This is a genomic window from Micromonospora desertarenae (genome assembly GCF_056150265.1).
Window position 1 is genome coordinate 43443 of record NZ_JAXCFQ010000002.1, and the last position, 15983, is coordinate 59425.

The window sequence follows — 15983 nt, forward strand, 5'->3', positions numbered from 1 at the left end:
CGTCGGTCATCCGGGTGGCGCAGGCGTTTCAGCCGGTCGTCCTGCCCTCCGCGACCGGCTCGGTCGCCGGGCCCACCGGCTCGGTCGCCGCGGCATCAGGCCGGCCCGCCGGCTCGGTCGCCGCCTGGTGGGGGACCGGCTCCGGCCCGGTCGCGAAGTGCTCCAGCAGTTCCCGGTGCACGAAGATGTAGCCGTCGCCGACCTGGCGCAGGAAAAGGCACTGCACCGCGTGGCCGAGGAAGGGCAGCACCGGGTACGGCACCACCTGTCGCCGGTGCAGTCGCCGGCGGACCAGCCACTGCTCCGCGATCGGGGTCAGTGCCACCAGCGACAGCACCACCAGCATCACGCCGACGCCGAGCAGCGCCCCGAACCGGAACGCGTCGGCGACGCCGCCGCCCGGCATGGTGACGGCGGCCGCGACGAGAGCGCCGGTGGTCGCCCCGAGTGGCAGCAGTCGACGGAGGACGAAGCGGAGCCGGTGGCGCAGCAGTGGGCTGGGCACCTCGTGCCGGTCCGCGGCGAGCGAGGGCCGGCGCTCGAAGAGCAGCATCTCGGCGCTGTCCATGGCGACGAAGGTGACGAAGGCGGCGAGGAAGAAGCCGCTGCCGTAGCCGATGCCCGCGGTCCAGGGGGCATCCGGATCGCCCGCCACGGCGGAGAGGACCCCGACGGCGGTGGAGAGCCCTGCGATGGTGGCCACGGTGGATCGTTCGAAGCGCACCGCGTAAACGGTGCTCAGCATCGAACCCACCAACCAGCTGAAACCGCCCAGGTCCTCGCGCTCCCGGCGCAGCGCGTAGACCAGCAGTCGCAGGTCCAGGTAGTGCGTGGCGTACAGGATTGCCGCCAGGACCACCATGCCGCCGGCGGCGAACCGGCCCGGTGGGTCGGACAGCCACCACGCGATGACGCCCAGCACCGCGCCCACCACGACGAGGTTGGCGAACCGGGCGAGCAGCGACGCGACGGCGACCCGGCCGCGCCGCGGCGACCAGGTCTCGTCGATCAGGTCGAGCACGAAGACGGTCTGCCCGCGGTCCCGCAGTTCGCGGGCGAGGGTGGTCAGCCAGGCGGTGATCCGCGCGGGCGGGTAGTGCGGGTGCGGCCGCCGGTGCAGCATCGTCTCGACGTACCGGGCGAAGAGCCGTTGTCGTCCGGAGCCGGGCGCGTCCGGTAGGGACGCCGCGCCGTCGGCGTACGCGAGGGCCATGATGCTGAGCAGCAGCGGCGAGTCCGCCAGGTCCCACAGCTCCGGGTCGGCGGCGAGCGCGGCCCGCAGGCCGGCCAGCTCGGTCGCCTCGACGTACCGCTCGATCTGCGCCCGGTCCAGCGGCTGGATGGTGACCGTGCCGTAGACCGGCAGCGGGGTGCCGAGCCGGTCGTACTCGGCACTGCGGCAGCAGACGGCCAGCGGGGTGAGCGGCTGGCCGGCGTGGAAGTCGGCGATGGCCCGGGCGCACGCGTCCCGGTGCTCCCCGGTCACCTCGTCCAGGCCGTCGAGCAGGGGCAGGATCTCACCGGCGTCGACCCAGGCCGACCCCTGCTCGGGTGGGATGCCGTACCGCTCGGTGAGCTGTTCGACCAGCCAGCGGGCGAGCGGCCGGCGGTGGGTGGCCCAGGAGGCGAGGTTGAGCACCACCGGGATCGGCGCCTCCGGGTCGGCCTCGGCCCGGTCCAGCAGGTCCCGGGCGAGTTCCAGCAGCGTCGTCGTCTTGCCGGCGCCCGGCGCGCCGAGGATCACCACCGCCCGGTCGAGCCGGTCGAAGAGCGCCGCCATGGACGTCCGCGCGTCGAGGACGCCGTCGAACCCGTTCCGGTGGCTGGCCCGTACCGTCCACGGGTGCCGGCGGTCGTCGGCGGTCGCGGTGACGCCCAGCTCGATCCGGATCTCCTCGTGCAGCGACCGGTCCAGCACGCTGGTCACCCAGTAGCGCCGTACCCGTTCCAGCAGCACCCGGCGGGCCCGCGCGGCCCCGGCCGGCGCCGCCCCGCGCGGCTCGCGCGCCCCGAGGACCTCCACCGCGACCAGGACCAGCACCAGGAGGATGAGCAGGGGCCAGGCCAGCCACAGGTACGGCGACCACCCCTCCGGCAACGCCCCGGTAGCGACATTGGTGACGACCCCCACCAACGCCAGGCAGATCACCGACAGGACAACCCTGCTCACCCCACGCATGCGTCGTCTCTACCGTCCGCCGGCCGGCCACACAATGGTGATCATGAGGTTGGCGGCGATGTCGATCTCTTCGACCGCCGTCAACCTCATGATCAACCCGCGTGGCCCAGGGGGGCGGGTGGGTGGGTGGGTGGGTCAGCAGGGGGCGTGGCCTTCGGTGAAGAGGCGTTGGGCCCAGTCGGCGTAGCCGGTGATTATCTTGCGGACCGTCCGGCCGTCGTGCAGGAAGAGGTACGCGCGGTCGCCGCGGCGGGCGAGCAGCCCGTCGAACCGGTACGTCCCCTGTGGAGCGCGCAGCCGGGTGGCCGCCGGGTAGTGGGCCCGGACCCGCTCGACCGGGGTGCCGACGGTGATGCCGTCGGGGGTGCGTACCGGGTCGCCGAGCCAGAGCAGCACCAGCCGGTCCTCGACGAACACCGGGCTGACCGTCTCGTGCCCGGCCAGCGTCGGGCCGCAGGCCACCACATCGGTACGCAGGATGCCCCGCCGGGTCAGCTCGCTCTCGGTGTCGCCGAACTCGATGTCGGGCAACCCGTCCAAGCCGACGACCTGCAGCGTGCCCGCCGGCCGCCCGGTGACCGGCGCATGTGGATGCACCCCGCTGCCCGCCACGGAGGCAGCCGTCATCAGCGCCGCGATAAAGGCGAATTGTCGCAATTTCATGGAATCCCCCGGGTCTCCAACGGGCCCGGGGCGTTCAGGTTGCTGCTATCCGGAAGATTGCCGCTCCTCCCACTCCTCGGCCAGCTCGTCCCAGTAGTCGGCGCTCAGCCGGCGGCGCCCGTGCGCCAGCCAACCCTCGGTGCTCCGCTCCACGTGCAGCCCCAGTTCGGCGAACGGGTCGATCCACGCGCCGGGCTCCGCGCCCAGCCGGGCCAGCGCCGCGTTGAGCGGCCACTGCGCGCGGGGCCCGTCGAAGACGGTGTCGACCCGCGGACCCCAGCTCAGCGTGCCACCGAGCCAGACCGCCGCCGACTGGTAACCGGCGCCCCCGGCGAACTCCGCCTCCAGGTAGGCCACCGGCCCCTGCCGCGACCAGCGCGCCAGCACCTCCCGCAGCGCCGGCGAGAGCACCAGCTGGAAGGGGTGCTCGGCGTCGCGTTCGGCGACCGAGAAGTCCGGCAGCGCGCCGGTCAGTTCCTCCACCAGTTGCGGCGTGACCGGCAGCAGCGCGAAGTCCTGGCGCAACTCGCCGAGGACCGCGTGGTCCAGCTCGGCGGTCTGCTCACCGAGCAACGCCGCGTCCGCCACCACGGCGCTGAGCTGGTAACTCATCCGCATCCTCCGGCATCCACAGGCTGTGGATGGAACATGTGTACGACGGATCCGCACCCGGGCGCGCAGCGCGGGCCGGCGACGTGTCGGTGCCTCGGGACATCATCGACCCGGCGGTCCGCCGACGCGTAACCGGCGGCCGGATGGCGATCACGACCCTGCCGCGGGCCCGGTGTTGCGGAAGGTGCGGCGGTAGGCGTCCGGCGGTACGCCAACCGTGCGGTTGAAGTGCCGGCGCAGGGTCGTGGCGGTGCCCATGCCAGCCGCCTCGGCGATGGCGTCGATGCTGTCCTCGGTGTTCTCCAGCAGCTCCTGGGCCCGGCGGATCCGCTGCGTCGCCAGCCACTGCAGCGGGGTGGTGCCGGTTGCCGACCGGAAGTGCCGGGCCAGGTTGCGCGAACTCATGTTCGCCTGGCGGGCCAGGTCCTCCACCGTCAGCGGCAGGTTCAACCGTTCCATCGCCCAGGGGAGGAGGTTGGCCAGGGGATGGTCGTCGCGGGCGGGCACCGGGGTGGTGACGAACTGGGCCTGACCGCCGGCGCGGTGCGGTGGCACGACCAGGCGGCGGGCGACGGCGTTGGCGACCGTCGAGCCGTGGTCGCGGCGGATCAGGTGCAGGCACAGGTCGATCGCGGCGGCCTTGCCGGCCGAGGCGAGCACGTTGCCGTTGTCCACGTAGAGCACGTCCGGGTCGACCCGCACCCGGGGATAGCGGGCGGCCAGTGCCTCGGTGTGGGCCCAGTGCGTGGTCGCCCGCAGCCCGTCCAGCACCCCGGCGGCGGCCAGCACGAACGCGCCCGTGCACAGCGAGACCATCCGGGCGCCCGCCCGGTGGGCCGCGCGGACGGCGTCGACCAGGCCGGGTGGTAGGTCCGCGTCGATGTCCGCGATCGACGGGACGATCACGGTGTCGGCGCGGGCGAGCCGGTCCAACCCGTCGTCGGGTTCCATCCGGAACCTGCCGATCCGGACCGGGCCCGGACCGCACACCACCAGCTCGTACCACGGGTCGGCCAGGCCCGAGGGGTCGCGGACGAAGACCTCGCACGCCATGGCGAGCTCGAAGTGCAGCATCCCGTCGGTGGCGGCGAGCGCGACAGTGGTCATGTCCGAAACTGTACGGGGCATGGCGTTCCAGACACTGGTCGGGGTCGGCCGCCGCTGAGAGGCTCTCCTCATTCGATCTTCGGAGAGGAAACAGCTCATGGGTACGGGTCAGACCGTGGCGGTGTTCGGGGCGTACGGGCACACCGGGCGCTTCGTGGTGTCGGAGTTGCGCGACCGCGGGTTCGTCCCGCTCCTCCTCGGCCGCGACGCGGACAAGCTCCAGGCGGTGGCGTCCGGGCTCGACTACCGGGTGGCCTCGGTCGACGATCCGGCCTCGCTCGACCGGGCGTTGACCGGCGCGGCAGCGGTCGTCAACTGCGCCGGCCCGTTCGCCTCCACCGCGGGCCCCGTGATCGAGGCCGCGCTGCGCGCCCGGATCCCGTACGTGGACGTGGCGGCCGAGATCGAGGCCAACGTCGACACCTTCACGCACTTCGCCGACCGGGCCCGGGCCGCTGGCGTCGCGGTGATCCCGGCGATGGCGTTCTACGGCGGGCTCGGCGACCTGCTGGTCACCACGGCGATGGGTGACTGGACGGCGGCCGACGAGGCGCACGTCGCGTACGGCCTGAGCAGCTGGCACCCGACGGCCGGGACCGTCGCCTCCGGCACGGTCTCGCGCGACCGGCGCGACGGCCGACGGGTCCGCTACACCGGTGGGCGGCTGGAGTACTACGTCGCCGAGAGCGACCTGCCGACCCTGGAGTGGGAGTTCCCCGCTCCGCTGGGCCGCCGGAGCGTCCTCGGCGAGTTCACCATGGCCGACGTCGTCACCGTCCCCAGCCACCTGGCCATCCCCGAGGTGACCACGTACATGACCACCGGCGCGGCCGCGGACCTGGCCGCCCCGGACGCGTCCGCACCGACCGCTGTCGACGACCTCGGCCGCTCGGCGCAGACGTTCACCGTCGACGTCGTGGTGCGCTCCGGCGACACGCGTCGCCGGGTGGTCGCCAGCGGGCAGGACATCTACGCGATCAGCGCGCCGCTGGCGGTCGAGGCGGTCCAGCGCATCCTCGGCGGCCGGACGCGGACGAGCGGCGTCGCCTCCGCCGGCGAGATCTTCGACGCGCCCGACTTCCTCCGCGCCCTCTCCGCGCACATCTCCGTCGAACAGGTCCAGGAGTCCCGGGCGCCACAGCCCGTCTGATCGCCCGGCAACCGGTCCCGCAGCTCGCCGTCTCCAGCCGGCGGGATCCGGCAGGCGCACTTGGACTGCCGCTCCGGCTGCGGCGAAGCAGCCCGTACCGCGCCGAAGGGCCGGTCCCCACGCGAGGGGGACCGGCCCTTCGGCGACGTTCCGGCGCCTGACCCTCGGTCCGGTCGGCGGGGCCCGCGGCGGCTGGTGCGGCGCGCCGGCCGGGGCCCGGACGCGACCCGGCCAGCCTCACAGTCAGAACAGTGGGCCGCCGCTCTGCGGCCCGGCGATCCGGAGCCCGTACCGCATGTGCCAGGTGAACTCGGTGCGCATGGTCTGGCCGCTCCACGAGGTGTTCTCCGGAGTGAGCGCGCCGGGCGAGCCGGGGAGCGGGACGCCGTGGAACGGGACGAGGGACCCGGCCTCGTATCCCGGGAAGTCGCCGCTCACCTCCTCGCCGACGGACCCGACGAGGGCGTCGAGCCCGCCGGTGCCGTCGAGGTTCAGCAGGGCGACGGAGGAGCCGAACCGGTCGCCGCGCTCGGCGGTGTCCGGCACGACGGCGTGGTTCTGGTCGAACCCCTGCGCCCCGGTCCCGGTCAGCCCGGTGGCGGAGCCCTTGAGCAGGGTGACCATGCCCGCCTCCGCCTGCGAGCCGATGCTCTCGCCGGGGGCGCCGATCAGCACGTCCGCCTTGCCGTCGCGGGTCACGTCGCCGATCGCGAGCGACCCACCGAAGCGGTCGTCGTTCTCGGGGTCGCCCGGCACTCCGGCCGTGCGCTGGGTGATGATCCGCACCGCGCCGGCCGACAGGCCCCCGGTGCGGCCGGTGAAGACCGCGACGAGCCCGCCGTTGAGGTGCGGGGTCTGGGCGCCCGGTGCCCCGGCGACGACCTCGCCCAGCCCGTCGCCGTTCACGTCGCCGATCGCGAGCACCTCGCCCAGGAGCCAGGGGATGATGTCGCTGTCGCCGGTCGCGGGGCCGGCGGCCGCACCGGTGACCGAGGTGGCGCCGGTGGACGACACCCCTGCCGGCCCGCCCCACATCAGGGTGACCATGCCGGTGCCGTCCCAGGACGCGCCGTTGTTCTCCAGGGGGGCGCCGATGACCAGGTCCTGGTACCGGTTGCCGTCCACCTTCCCGATCGCCAGCGAGTAGCCGAAGTAGTCGTTGCTCTCGGCCGCGCCGGGCACCGCGGCCAGGTCCTGCTGGAGGTGCTGGGCGCCGGTGGCCGTGAGGCCGGTCGATCCGCCGAAGAGGATGGTGACCGCGCCGGCGTACGCCTTGCTCCCGACCGACTCCCCGTACGCGCCGATCGCGAGGTCGTCGCGGGCGTCGCCGTTGATGTCACCGGCCGCCAGCGCGGCACCGAACCAGTCGTAGTTCTCCGCGGTGTCGGGAATCCCCGGCGAACTCTGGTTGATGTGGATCGCCGAGTCCACCACCAGGCCGGCCCTGCTGCCCGGGATGACCCAGACCCCGCCGGCGTGGGCCCTGTTCCCGCGGTCCACCTCCTCCGGGACGCCGATCGCCAGGTCGTCGTAGCGGTCGCCGTCGAAGTCCCCCGCCACCAGGGCCTGGCCGAAGCAGACGCAGCCACCTTCGGTCAACGGCACGATGCCGATCAGGTAGTCGACCTGCGGTGCGGACGAGTAGCGCACGGAGACAATACCTGTCGGGCTGTCGGCCAGGTTGTAGTTGAGCGGGTCACTCATTGCCGCCACGTCGTCGACGCCGTCGCCGTCGAAGTCGGATCGGGTGCCGCCGAACCCCCGCATCGGGGTGGTCGGCTTCGCCACCCGGTGGTGTAGGAGGTCGAAGCCGTCCCGGGTGATGGTCCGGATGTCCTCCGCGGCGCGCGCCGGGACACCGAATGGCAGACCGGCCAGAACGGCCAGCACGGACACGCTCGCGATGCTTCGTCGCACCAGAACCCCCGCTCGTGATGGATGCCCCGACACCGTAGAGGCGCGGGTCGATCGCGGGAACCGGGCGAACGGGCAGGACGGGCGACGACCGGGCACAGCCGAGCGCCAACGGGACGGTGGGGCCGGAGCGTACCCGAGAGACGACGAAGGGCCGGCCCCGCGCGGGACCGGCCCTTCGTGCTGCTCTGGCGAGCGGAGGATACGAGATTCGAACTCGTGAGGGTGTTAACCCAACACGCTTTCCAAGCGTGCGCCCTAGGCCTCTAGGCGAATCCTCCGCCGAACAGGATACAGGTCCCGGCCGGATCGCCCACCCCACCACCCCCGGTGCACCGCCCCGCGGTCGGGTACGCTGGACGCACCCCCCGTGCGGCGTGCATCTCGTGAACCTCCCCAGGGCCGGAAGGCAGCAAGGATAAGCGGGCTCTGACGGGTGCACGGGGGGCCTTTCTGTCTGCCGGCCCCGCTACCCTCGCCGCGTCGGCGATCTGGCGGTGTCCCGGGCGCTGCGAAACCGCCATGTCCCCGGCATCGTGTCGATCAAGCCGCGACGGCGGTCCCCGCGCCGGCGGGGTGGGTGGTCAGCCGGGACGGACCGGCGCAGAATGGCTCGGTCGAGAGGAGGCGGGACGGGTGGCACTGGCGCTCTACCGCAAGTACCGGCCGCGCACCTTCGCCGAGATGATCGGCCAGGAGCAGGTCACCGAGCCGCTGTCGCAGGCGCTGCGCAGCGGGCGGCTCAACCACGCCTACCTCTTCTCCGGCCCGCGGGGCTGCGGCAAGACCTCCAGCGCCCGGATCCTGGCCCGCTCGCTCAACTGTGAGCAGGGCCCCACCCCCGAGCCGTGCGGGCAGTGCGAGTCCTGCCGGGGGCTGGCCCCCGACGGCGGCGGGACGATCGACGTCATCGAGATCGACGCGGCCAGCCACGGCGGCGTCGACGACGCCCGCGAGCTGCGCGAGAAGGCGTTCTTCGCGCCGGCCCGCAGCCGCTTCAAGATCTATATCATCGACGAGGCGCACATGGTCTCGTCGGCCGGCTTCAACGCCCTGCTCAAGCTGGTCGAGGAGCCACCGGAGTACGTCAAGTTCATCTTCGCCACCACCGAGCCGGAGAAGGTCCTCGGCACGATCAAGTCGCGGACCCACCACTATCCGTTCCGGCTGTTCCCGCCGAAGGTGCTCCGGCCGTACCTCGAACAGCTCACCGAGGCCGAGGGCGTCACGGTCGAGCCGGCGGTCTTCCCCCTGGTGGTGCGCGCCGGTGGCGGCAGCATGCGGGACAGCCTCTCCGTGCTCGACCAGCTCATCGCGGGCGCCGGTCCGGAGGGCGTCACCTACTCCCGGGCCGCCGCGCTGCTGGGCGTCACCGACTCGGCGTTGATCGACGAGATGTGCGACGCGCTCGCCGCCGGTGACGGCGCCGCCGCGTACGCCACCGTCGACCGGGTCGCCGAGGCCGGCCACGACCTGCGCCGCTTCGCCTCCGACCTGCTGGAGCGGCTGCGCGACCTGATCGTGCTCCAGCAGGTGCCGGACGCCGCCGCCAAGGGGCTGATCGACGGCCCGGCCGACCAGATCGAGCGGATGACCGCGCAGGCCCAGCGGCTCGGCCCGGGCACGCTGTCGCGCTGCGCCGACATCGTGCACAACGGGCTGGTGGAGATGCGCGGCACCACCGCGCCCCGGCTGCTGCTGGAGCTGATCTGCGCCCGGATGCTGCTGCCCGGCGCCGACGACTCGACCGGCGGCCTGCTCCAGCGCCTGGAGCGGATGGAGCGCCGGCTCACCCTCGGCGGTGCCGACCTGCCCCCGGCCGCCACCAGCGCCGCGCCGGCCGCCAGCGCCGCGCCGGTCACCGACCCCCCGGCCGTACGCCCGGCGCCCTCCGCCCCGTCCGCGGCTGGCGCCGCGCCGCACCCGGAGACCGCCGGCACGCCGGCGGCTGCCGCCCCGGAAACCTCGGCGACCGCCCCGCACCCGGTTCCCGGTGCCGGCGCGGCCGGCGCCCCGGTCCCCGGTCCGGCGGTGAGGCAGCCCGCCGACGCGCCGGTCGAGGCCGCGACCCCACCCGCCGCTCCCCGGCGGGCGGTGCGCCCGGAGGCGGTGATGCCCGACCCGGCCACCCCCGCCCCGCCCCGCCCCGGCGCGTCGGCGCCCGGCGCGCTCGACGCGGTCGCGGTGCGCCGGGTCTGGCCCGAGGTGGTCGGCAAGGTCAACCGGACCAACAAGCGGATCGCGGCGCTGATGCGCGACGCGGTGGTGCGCGACCTCGACGACGACACGCTGGTGCTGACCGTGAAGTCGGCGGTGCTGGCCAAGATGATGTCCGACCACGCGGCGGTGCTCACCGACGCGCTCTACGAGGAACTGGGCGGGCGCTGGCAGATCCGCTGCGAGGTGGCCGGCGAGCGGGGCGGCGTGTCGCTCTCCGGTCCGCGCGCCGCGCCGCCACCCGCTTCCGCGCCCGACCCGGCCCGGCCGGCCGCCCAGCCGAGCGCGCCGCCGCCGGCGGTTCCCCGGTCGGGTGCCGGCGGCGGACGGTCCGGCGGTGCGGGTGCCGCCCCGAGCGCGTCGGGCGACGACGAGGAGTGGCCCGAGCCGGCCCGACCCGGCGGGTCCGGCGCGACACCGGCCGTGCGGAATGCCGAGCGTGAGGACGACTGGCCCGAGGCGGCCCGCCCCGGCGGTGCCTCGTCCGGCGGCGGGTCTCCGGCCGGCCCCGGTGGCGCCCCGTCCGGCGGGTCCGCTGCCGCGGTCCCGTCGACCGCCGCGGGCCCGGCGAGCGCGCCCCGGCAGCCCACCGCCGGTCAGCCGGCGAACGCCGGCGGCGCCCCGGTGAGCAGCGCCATCGCGGCGGCCCGGGCGGCGGCGGCCGGGCGCGGTCCGCGTACCGACAAGGGGGCCCGGCAGACCGCGGACGCCGACTGGGCGGGCGAGCCGCCCTACGACCCGGACTACGACGGGCCGGTGCGGCCCGGTGCGGCCCGGCCGGCGGCTCCGGCGACCCCGGTCTACGAGGGGTTCGACCCGGGGGACGAGCCGCTGGACGAGGTCATCGACGAGAAGACCGCCCGGGAGTCGAGCGAGGAGCAGGCGGTCCGGCTGCTCCGCGAGGCGTTCGGGGCCGAGAAGATCGACGAGTTCGACGCCCGCTAGCCGGCCGGAAACACGGGCCCGGCGCCCCGGACCAACTGGTCGCGGCGGCGGGCGGCCGGGTGGGGGCGGCCGTTCCGGGCGGGCCGGACCGTCCCGGGACCGGCGCCGTGACCGTGCGCCGGGACCCGCCGCCGGCGGAAGGGGCGCGCGGGGCGGGGCTGGTCACACCCGGCGACTAGGCTTGGCGGCGGCCGAGCAGACGAGTGCGAGAAGGAGCCATCCCGTGCGCCCAGGTGGACAGCCGAACATGCAGCAGATGCTGAAGCAGGCGCAGAAGATGCAGCAGCAGATCGCCAAGGCGCAGGCCGAGCTCGCCGAGGCCGAGCTGACCGGCACCGCCGGCGGCGGGCTGGTGACCGCGACGGTGGCCGGCACCGGCGAGGTCAAGAGCATCAAGATCGACCCGAAGGCGGTCGACCCGGAGGACGTGGAGACCCTGGAGGACCTGGTCGTCGCGGCCCTGCACAACGCCGCCGAGGCGGCCCGCGAGCTGACCGAGAAGAAGATGGGCCCGGTCGCGGGCGGCATGGGCGGCCTCGGCCTGCCCGGGTTCTGAGCCGGCAGATGTACGAAGGTGCCATCCAGGACCTGATCGACGAGCTGGGCCGGCTGCCGGGCGTCGGCCCGAAGAGCGCCCAGCGGATCGCCTTCCACGTCCTGTCCGCCGATCCGGCCGACGTCAACCGGCTGGCCGGCGCGTTGCGCAAGGTCAAGGAGCTGGTGCGGTTCTGCACCACCTGCTACAACGTCGCCGAGAGCGAGCAGTGCCGGATCTGCCGCGACCCGCGCCGCAGCGACGAGGTGCTCTGCGTGGTCGAGGAGCCCAAGGACGTGGTGGCGATCGAGCGGACCGGTGAGTTCCGCGGCCGCTACCACGTGCTCGGCGGGGCGATCAACCCGCTGGAGGGGATCGGGCCCGACAACCTGCGCATCCGGGAGCTGATGACCCGGCTCGGCGGTGGCGCGGTGCGCGAGCTGATCCTCGCCACCGACCCGAACACCGAGGGCGAGGCGACCGCGACGTACCTCGCGCTGATGGTCAAGCCGATGGGCATCGCGGTGACCCGGCTCGCCAGCGGCCTGCCGGTCGGTGGCGACCTGGAGTACGCCGACGAGATCACCCTGGGCCGGGCCTTCGAGGGCCGCCGGGCCGTCTGAAGCCCCACGATGGCCGGTGCCGGGAAGCCGGTGCCGGCCGTCGGCGTACCCGGCGTACCCGACCGTCCGGTCCACTGTGTGTTCTGACATGTGGGCGAACGCGGCGACGATCGATGTAACAAATTTGCATCGCTGAACCCGGACAAAGCGCCCCTTTGATGGCGGTCCGGCACGCCCTCCGGCGCGGGGCGCATCGGTTAAGACACGATCCGGTACCAACCGCTTCGTCAAGAGTTTCCCGCAGTCCCGGACGGAAGCTAAGGTCACCGCCATCGGTGACCCCTGTCACCACGTTGTCCGTACCCCCAAGGACGAGGTGAAGCACCATGCGTGCATCCAGGCCGAAGGCCGCGATAGCGGCCGTCGCGGTGGCGGCCCTCGCGGTAGCAGGCTGCGCCGAGAGTGACCGTGACGACAGTTCCGGCGGTAGCAAGAAGGACACCCTCGTCTTCGGCGTAGCCGGAGACCCGAAGGTGCTCGACCCGAGCATGGCCAGCGACGGCGAGTCGCTGCGCGTCGCGCGTCAGGTCTTCGAGACGCTGGTCCGTCCCGAGGAGGGTGGCACCAAGGTCTCGCCCGGGCTCGCCGAGTCCTGGACCCCGGACGCCGCCGGCACGACGTGGACCTTCAAGCTCCGCTCCGGGGTGAAGTTCCACGACGGCACCGACTTCAACGCCGAGGCCGTCTGCAAGAACTTCGACCGCTGGTACAACGCCAAGGGCCTCATGCAGAGCCCGGACGTGACCGCGTACTGGCAGGACGTCATGGGCGGCTTCGCCAAGAACGAGGACCCGGAGCTGCCGCCGAGCCTCTTCAAGTCCTGCACCGCCAAGGACGCCACCACCGTCGACCTGGCCTTCACCCGGGTGTCCAGCAAGATCCCGGCCGCGCTGATGCTGCCGTCGTTCTCCATCCACAGCCCGACGGCCCTGGAGAAGTACGACGCCAGCAACGTCACCGGCACCGCCGAGGACATCAAGTACCCGTCGTACGCGATGGAGCACCCGACCGGCACCGGTCCGTTCAAGTTCAAGTCCTGGGACGTCGCCAACAAGACGCTGACCCTGGAGCGGAACGACGACTACGCCGGCAGCAAGGCCAAGCTGAAGACCCTGATCTTCAAGACCATCTCCGACGAGAACGCGCGCAAGCAGGCGCTGCGCTCCGGCGACATCCAGGGGTACGACCTGGTCGGCCCGGCCGACGTCGAGCCGCTGAAGAACGAGGGCTTCAACGTCCTGACCCGCCCGGCGTTCAACATCCTCTACCTGGCGATCAACCAGAAGGGGAACCCGAAGCTGGCCGACATCAAGGTCCGGCAGGCCATCGCGCACGCCCTGAACCGGCAGGCGCTGGTCGACTCGAAGCTGCCCCCGGGCGCCAAGGTCGCCGAGAACTTCATGCCGGACACCGTCGAGGGCTGGAACGGCGACGTCACCAAGTACGACTACAACCCGGAGAAGGCCAAGCAGTTGCTGGCCGAGGCCGGCGCGACGAACCTGACCCTGCGGTTCCACTACCCGACCGAGGTCACCCGGCCGTACATGCCGAACCCGAAGGACATCTTCGAGCTGCTGTCGGCGGACCTGAAGGCGGTCGGCATCAACGTCCAGGGCATCCCGCTGAAGTGGAGCCCGGACTACCTGAACGCCACCACCTCCGGCAACAAGCACGACATCCACTTCCTCGGCTGGACCGGTGACTACGGCGACGGCTACAACTTCATCGGCACCTTCTTCGACCGGCCGAAGGACGAGTGGGGCTTCAACAACAAGGCCCTGTTCGACCAGTTCAAGGACGCCGACACCACGGCCGACATCGCGGCCCGGACCGAGAAGTACAAGGCCCTGAACAAGGCCATCATGGACTTCCTGCCGGGTGTCCCGGTGTCGCACTCGCCGCCGGCGATCGTGTTCGGCAAGGACGTGACCGGGGTCAAGGCGAGCCCGCTCACCGACGAGCGGTACGCCAACGCCGAGTTCAAGTCCTGACCTGACGCAAGGAACGCGGGCGGGCGCTGGATCCTTCAGCGCCCGCCCGCGACCCTCCGCACACCCCTTTCGAGGCCACCGTGTTCCGGTTCATCGTCAGACGCCTGCTCCAGCTGATACCGACGCTGTTCGGGCTCTCCCTCCTGCTGTTCATCTGGCTCCGCCGGCTGCCCGGTGGTCCCGAGACCGCCATCCTCGGTGAGCGCGGCACGCCCGAGATGCGGGCCGCCATCCGCCGCAACATGGGCCTCGACGAGCCGATCCTGGTGCAGTACGGCCGGTTCGTACGGCGGCTGATCCGCCTGGACCTGGGCACCTCGACCTCCACCAAGCGGGCGGTCACCACCGAGTTCCTGGAGCGCTTTCCGGGCACCGTCGAGCTGACCGTGATGGCGCTGGCGATCGCCATCGGGCTCGGTATCCCGCTGGGCTACCTGGCCGCCCGCCGCCGCGGGCGGCTGCTCGACCACGCCTCGGTCGGCGGCTCGCTGATCGGCATCTGCATCCCGGTCTTCTTCCTGGCCTACGTGCTCAAGGCCATCTTCTCGGAGAACCTCGGCTGGTTCCCGTCCAGCGGCCGGCAGGACCCGACCATCGGGGCCACCCGGATCACCAACTTCTTCGTCCTCGACGGCCTGATGACCCGGGAGTGGGACGCGGCCGCCGACGCGCTCTGGCATCTGGTGCTTCCCGGCATCGCGCTGGCCAGCATCCCGCTGGCGATCATCGTCCGGATCACCCGGGCCAGCGTGCTGGAGGTGCTCAACGAGGACTTCGTCCGCACCGCCGAGGCCAAGGGCCTGACCGAACGCACCGTCCGCCGCCGGCACGTGCTGCGCAACGCCATGCTGCCGGTGGTCACCTCGATCGGCCTGCTCACCGGCGGCCTGCTCTCCGGCGCGGTGCTGACCGAGACCGTCTTCGCCTTCAGCGGCATCGGCGCGTTCATCTACGACGCCATCGGCCAGCGCGACTATCCGGTGCTGATGGGCTTCATCCTGATCATCGCGGTGGTGTACGTGCTGGTGAACCTCATCGTGGACCTCTCCTACAGCCTGATCGACCCGAGGGTGAGGGTCCGATGACGATCACTACCGGCAAGAAGGAAAAGATCGACCGGCTCGCCGAACTGGCGGCCCGGGACGACGAGCGGGGCGTCAGCCTCTGGCAGGAGGCGTTCCGCCGGCTGCGGCGCAACCCCGCCGCCATCATCGGCGCGGTGATCCTGGTGCTCTTCGTGCTGGTCGCGGTGGTCGGGCCGTTCTTCGTCCCGTACGGGCCGACCGACGCGATCGGCATCCGCGACGGCGTGGTCAAGTCGGGGCAGGGCATCATCCCGGGCTCCTCGGGCGAGCACTGGCTCGGCTACGACCACCAGGGCCGCGACGTGTTCAGCCGGATGATCGTCGGCGCCCGGCAGACCCTGCTGGTCGGCGTGGTCTCCACGCTGATCGGTCTGGCCATCGGCGCGCTGATCGGCGGGGTCGCCGGCGCCGCGGCCGGGCTGGGCGGCCGGTGGGGCCGGGCCATCGACACCGCGCTGATGCGGGTCATCGACATGATGCTGGCGCTGCCCAGCCTGCTGCTCGCGGTGAGCATCGCCGCCCTGCTCGGGGCGAGCCTGGTCACCGTGATGATCGCGGTCGGCGTGGTCTCCGTGCCGGTCTTCGCCCGGCTGCTGCGCGGCTCGATGATCTCGCAGTCGCACAGCGACTACGTGCTGGCGGCCACCTCGCTGGGCGTGAAGAAGTCGAAGATCGCGATCACCCACGTGGTGCCGAACTCGCTCGCCCCGGTGATCGTGCAGGCCACGCTGACCCTGGCCACCGCGATCATCGAGGCCGCCGCGCTCTCCTTCCTCGGCCTGGGCAACCCCGACACGGCCGTACCGGAGTGGGGCGTGATGCTCGCCGACGCGCAGCCGTACCTCGGTATCCGGCCGGCGCTGGCGATCTACCCGGCGGTCGCGATCATCATCACCGCGCTCGGCTTCACCCTGCTCGGTGAGGCGATGCGCGAGGCCCTCGACCCGAAGCTGCGGAAGTAG

At 72.7% G+C, this 15983-nt stretch carries 12 protein-coding genes, 1 tRNA gene and 1 other RNA gene; 8 read left to right on the forward strand and 6 right to left on the reverse strand.

The genetic code is table 11. The features are described 5' to 3' along the window. Positions 1-28: 28 nt before the first annotated feature. The 4 genes from SM577_RS03185 to SM577_RS03200 form a co-directional block, all read right to left on the reverse strand. Positions 29-2170, reverse strand: coding sequence for an NACHT domain-containing protein (locus SM577_RS03185; RefSeq protein ID WP_474586252.1), 2142 nt, complete (start codon positions 2168-2170; stop codon positions 29-31). Between the two features lie 144 nt (positions 2171-2314). After that, entirely contained in the window at positions 2315-2806 is a 492-nt protein-coding gene (locus SM577_RS03190; RefSeq protein WP_302920548.1) for a hypothetical protein, read from the reverse strand. An 81-nt stretch (positions 2807-2887) separates the two neighbouring features. Further along, positions 2888-3454, reverse strand: coding sequence for a hypothetical protein (locus SM577_RS03195; RefSeq protein ID WP_302920549.1), 567 nt, complete (start codon positions 3452-3454; stop codon positions 2888-2890). A 150-nt stretch (positions 3455-3604) separates the two neighbouring features. Further along, positions 3605-4561 carry a helix-turn-helix domain-containing protein gene (locus SM577_RS03200; RefSeq protein ID WP_474586253.1) on the reverse strand — a complete coding sequence of 319 codons (957 nt, stop codon included), beginning with the start codon at positions 4559-4561 and terminating at the stop codon, positions 3605-3607. A 97-nt stretch (positions 4562-4658) separates the two neighbouring features. Between SM577_RS03200 and SM577_RS03205 the strand changes: the two genes are divergently transcribed. Continuing rightward, positions 4659-5711: a saccharopine dehydrogenase family protein gene (locus SM577_RS03205; RefSeq protein WP_474586254.1), complete on the forward strand. Its 1053-nt coding sequence runs from the start codon at positions 4659-4661 to the stop codon at positions 5709-5711. Positions 5712-5954: 243 nt separating this feature from the next. Here SM577_RS03205 and SM577_RS03210 read toward each other — a convergent pair whose 3' ends face one another. After that, positions 5955-7607 (reverse strand): hypothetical protein, encoded by a 1653-nt coding sequence (locus tag SM577_RS03210; RefSeq protein ID WP_474580769.1) that lies wholly within the window; start codon positions 7605-7607, stop codon positions 5955-5957. 214 nt (positions 7608-7821) lie between these two features. Next, positions 7822-7906, reverse strand: a tRNA-Ser gene (locus SM577_RS03215). An 81-nt stretch (positions 7907-7987) separates the two neighbouring features. Here SM577_RS03215 and ffs point away from each other — a divergent pair. From ffs to SM577_RS03250, 7 genes are all read left to right on the forward strand, one after another. After that, positions 7988-8078, forward strand: an RNA gene (ffs, locus tag SM577_RS03220) — signal recognition particle sRNA small type. Positions 8079-8261: 183 nt separating this feature from the next. Continuing rightward, a complete protein-coding gene (locus SM577_RS03225; RefSeq protein WP_474586255.1) occupies positions 8262-10787 on the forward strand; it encodes a DNA polymerase III subunit gamma and tau in 2526 nt (841 codons plus the stop codon). A 247-nt stretch (positions 10788-11034) separates the two neighbouring features. After that, positions 11035-11343 carry a YbaB/EbfC family nucleoid-associated protein gene (locus SM577_RS03230; RefSeq protein WP_302921008.1) on the forward strand — a complete coding sequence of 103 codons (309 nt, stop codon included), beginning with the start codon at positions 11035-11037 and terminating at the stop codon, positions 11341-11343. Between the two features lie 8 nt (positions 11344-11351). Next, complete coding sequence (recR, locus tag SM577_RS03235; RefSeq protein WP_088996491.1) at positions 11352-11945, forward strand: recombination mediator RecR; 594 nt, start codon at positions 11352-11354, stop codon at positions 11943-11945. Between the two features lie 326 nt (positions 11946-12271). Next, positions 12272-13936, forward strand: a complete 1665-nt coding sequence (locus SM577_RS03240; RefSeq protein ID WP_302920554.1) for an ABC transporter substrate-binding protein — start codon at positions 12272-12274, stop codon at positions 13934-13936. Between the two features lie 80 nt (positions 13937-14016). Then, positions 14017-15021 (forward strand): ABC transporter permease, encoded by a 1005-nt coding sequence (locus tag SM577_RS03245; RefSeq protein ID WP_302920555.1) that lies wholly within the window; start codon positions 14017-14019, stop codon positions 15019-15021. Further along, entirely contained in the window at positions 15018-15983 is a 966-nt protein-coding gene (locus SM577_RS03250) for an ABC transporter permease (protein WP_302920556.1), read from the forward strand. Before SM577_RS03245 ends, SM577_RS03250 begins: the two co-directional genes overlap by 4 nt.

Bases quoted from the DNA above. Each gene is read 5' to 3' on its own strand.
- SM577_RS03190 (WP_302920548.1), bottom strand. From the start codon at position 2,806: ATGACGGCTGCCTCCGTGGCGGGCAGCGGGGTGCATCCACATGCGCCG.
- SM577_RS03195 (WP_302920549.1), bottom strand. From the start codon at position 3,454: ATGAGTTACCAGCTCAGCGCCGTGGTGGCGGACGCGGCGTTGCTCGGT.
- SM577_RS03200 (WP_474586253.1), bottom strand. From the start codon at position 4,561: ATGACCACTGTCGCGCTCGCCGCCACCGACGGGATGCTGCACTTCGAG.
- SM577_RS03205 (WP_474586254.1), top strand. From the start codon at position 4,659: ATGGGTACGGGTCAGACCGTGGCGGTGTTCGGGGCGTACGGGCACACC.
- SM577_RS03230 (WP_302921008.1), top strand. From the start codon at position 11,035: ATGCAGCAGATGCTGAAGCAGGCGCAGAAGATGCAGCAGCAGATCGCC.
- recR (WP_088996491.1), top strand. From the start codon at position 11,352: ATGTACGAAGGTGCCATCCAGGACCTGATCGACGAGCTGGGCCGGCTG.
- SM577_RS03240 (WP_302920554.1), top strand. From the start codon at position 12,272: ATGCGTGCATCCAGGCCGAAGGCCGCGATAGCGGCCGTCGCGGTGGCG.
- SM577_RS03250 (WP_302920556.1), top strand. From the start codon at position 15,018: ATGACGATCACTACCGGCAAGAAGGAAAAGATCGACCGGCTCGCCGAA.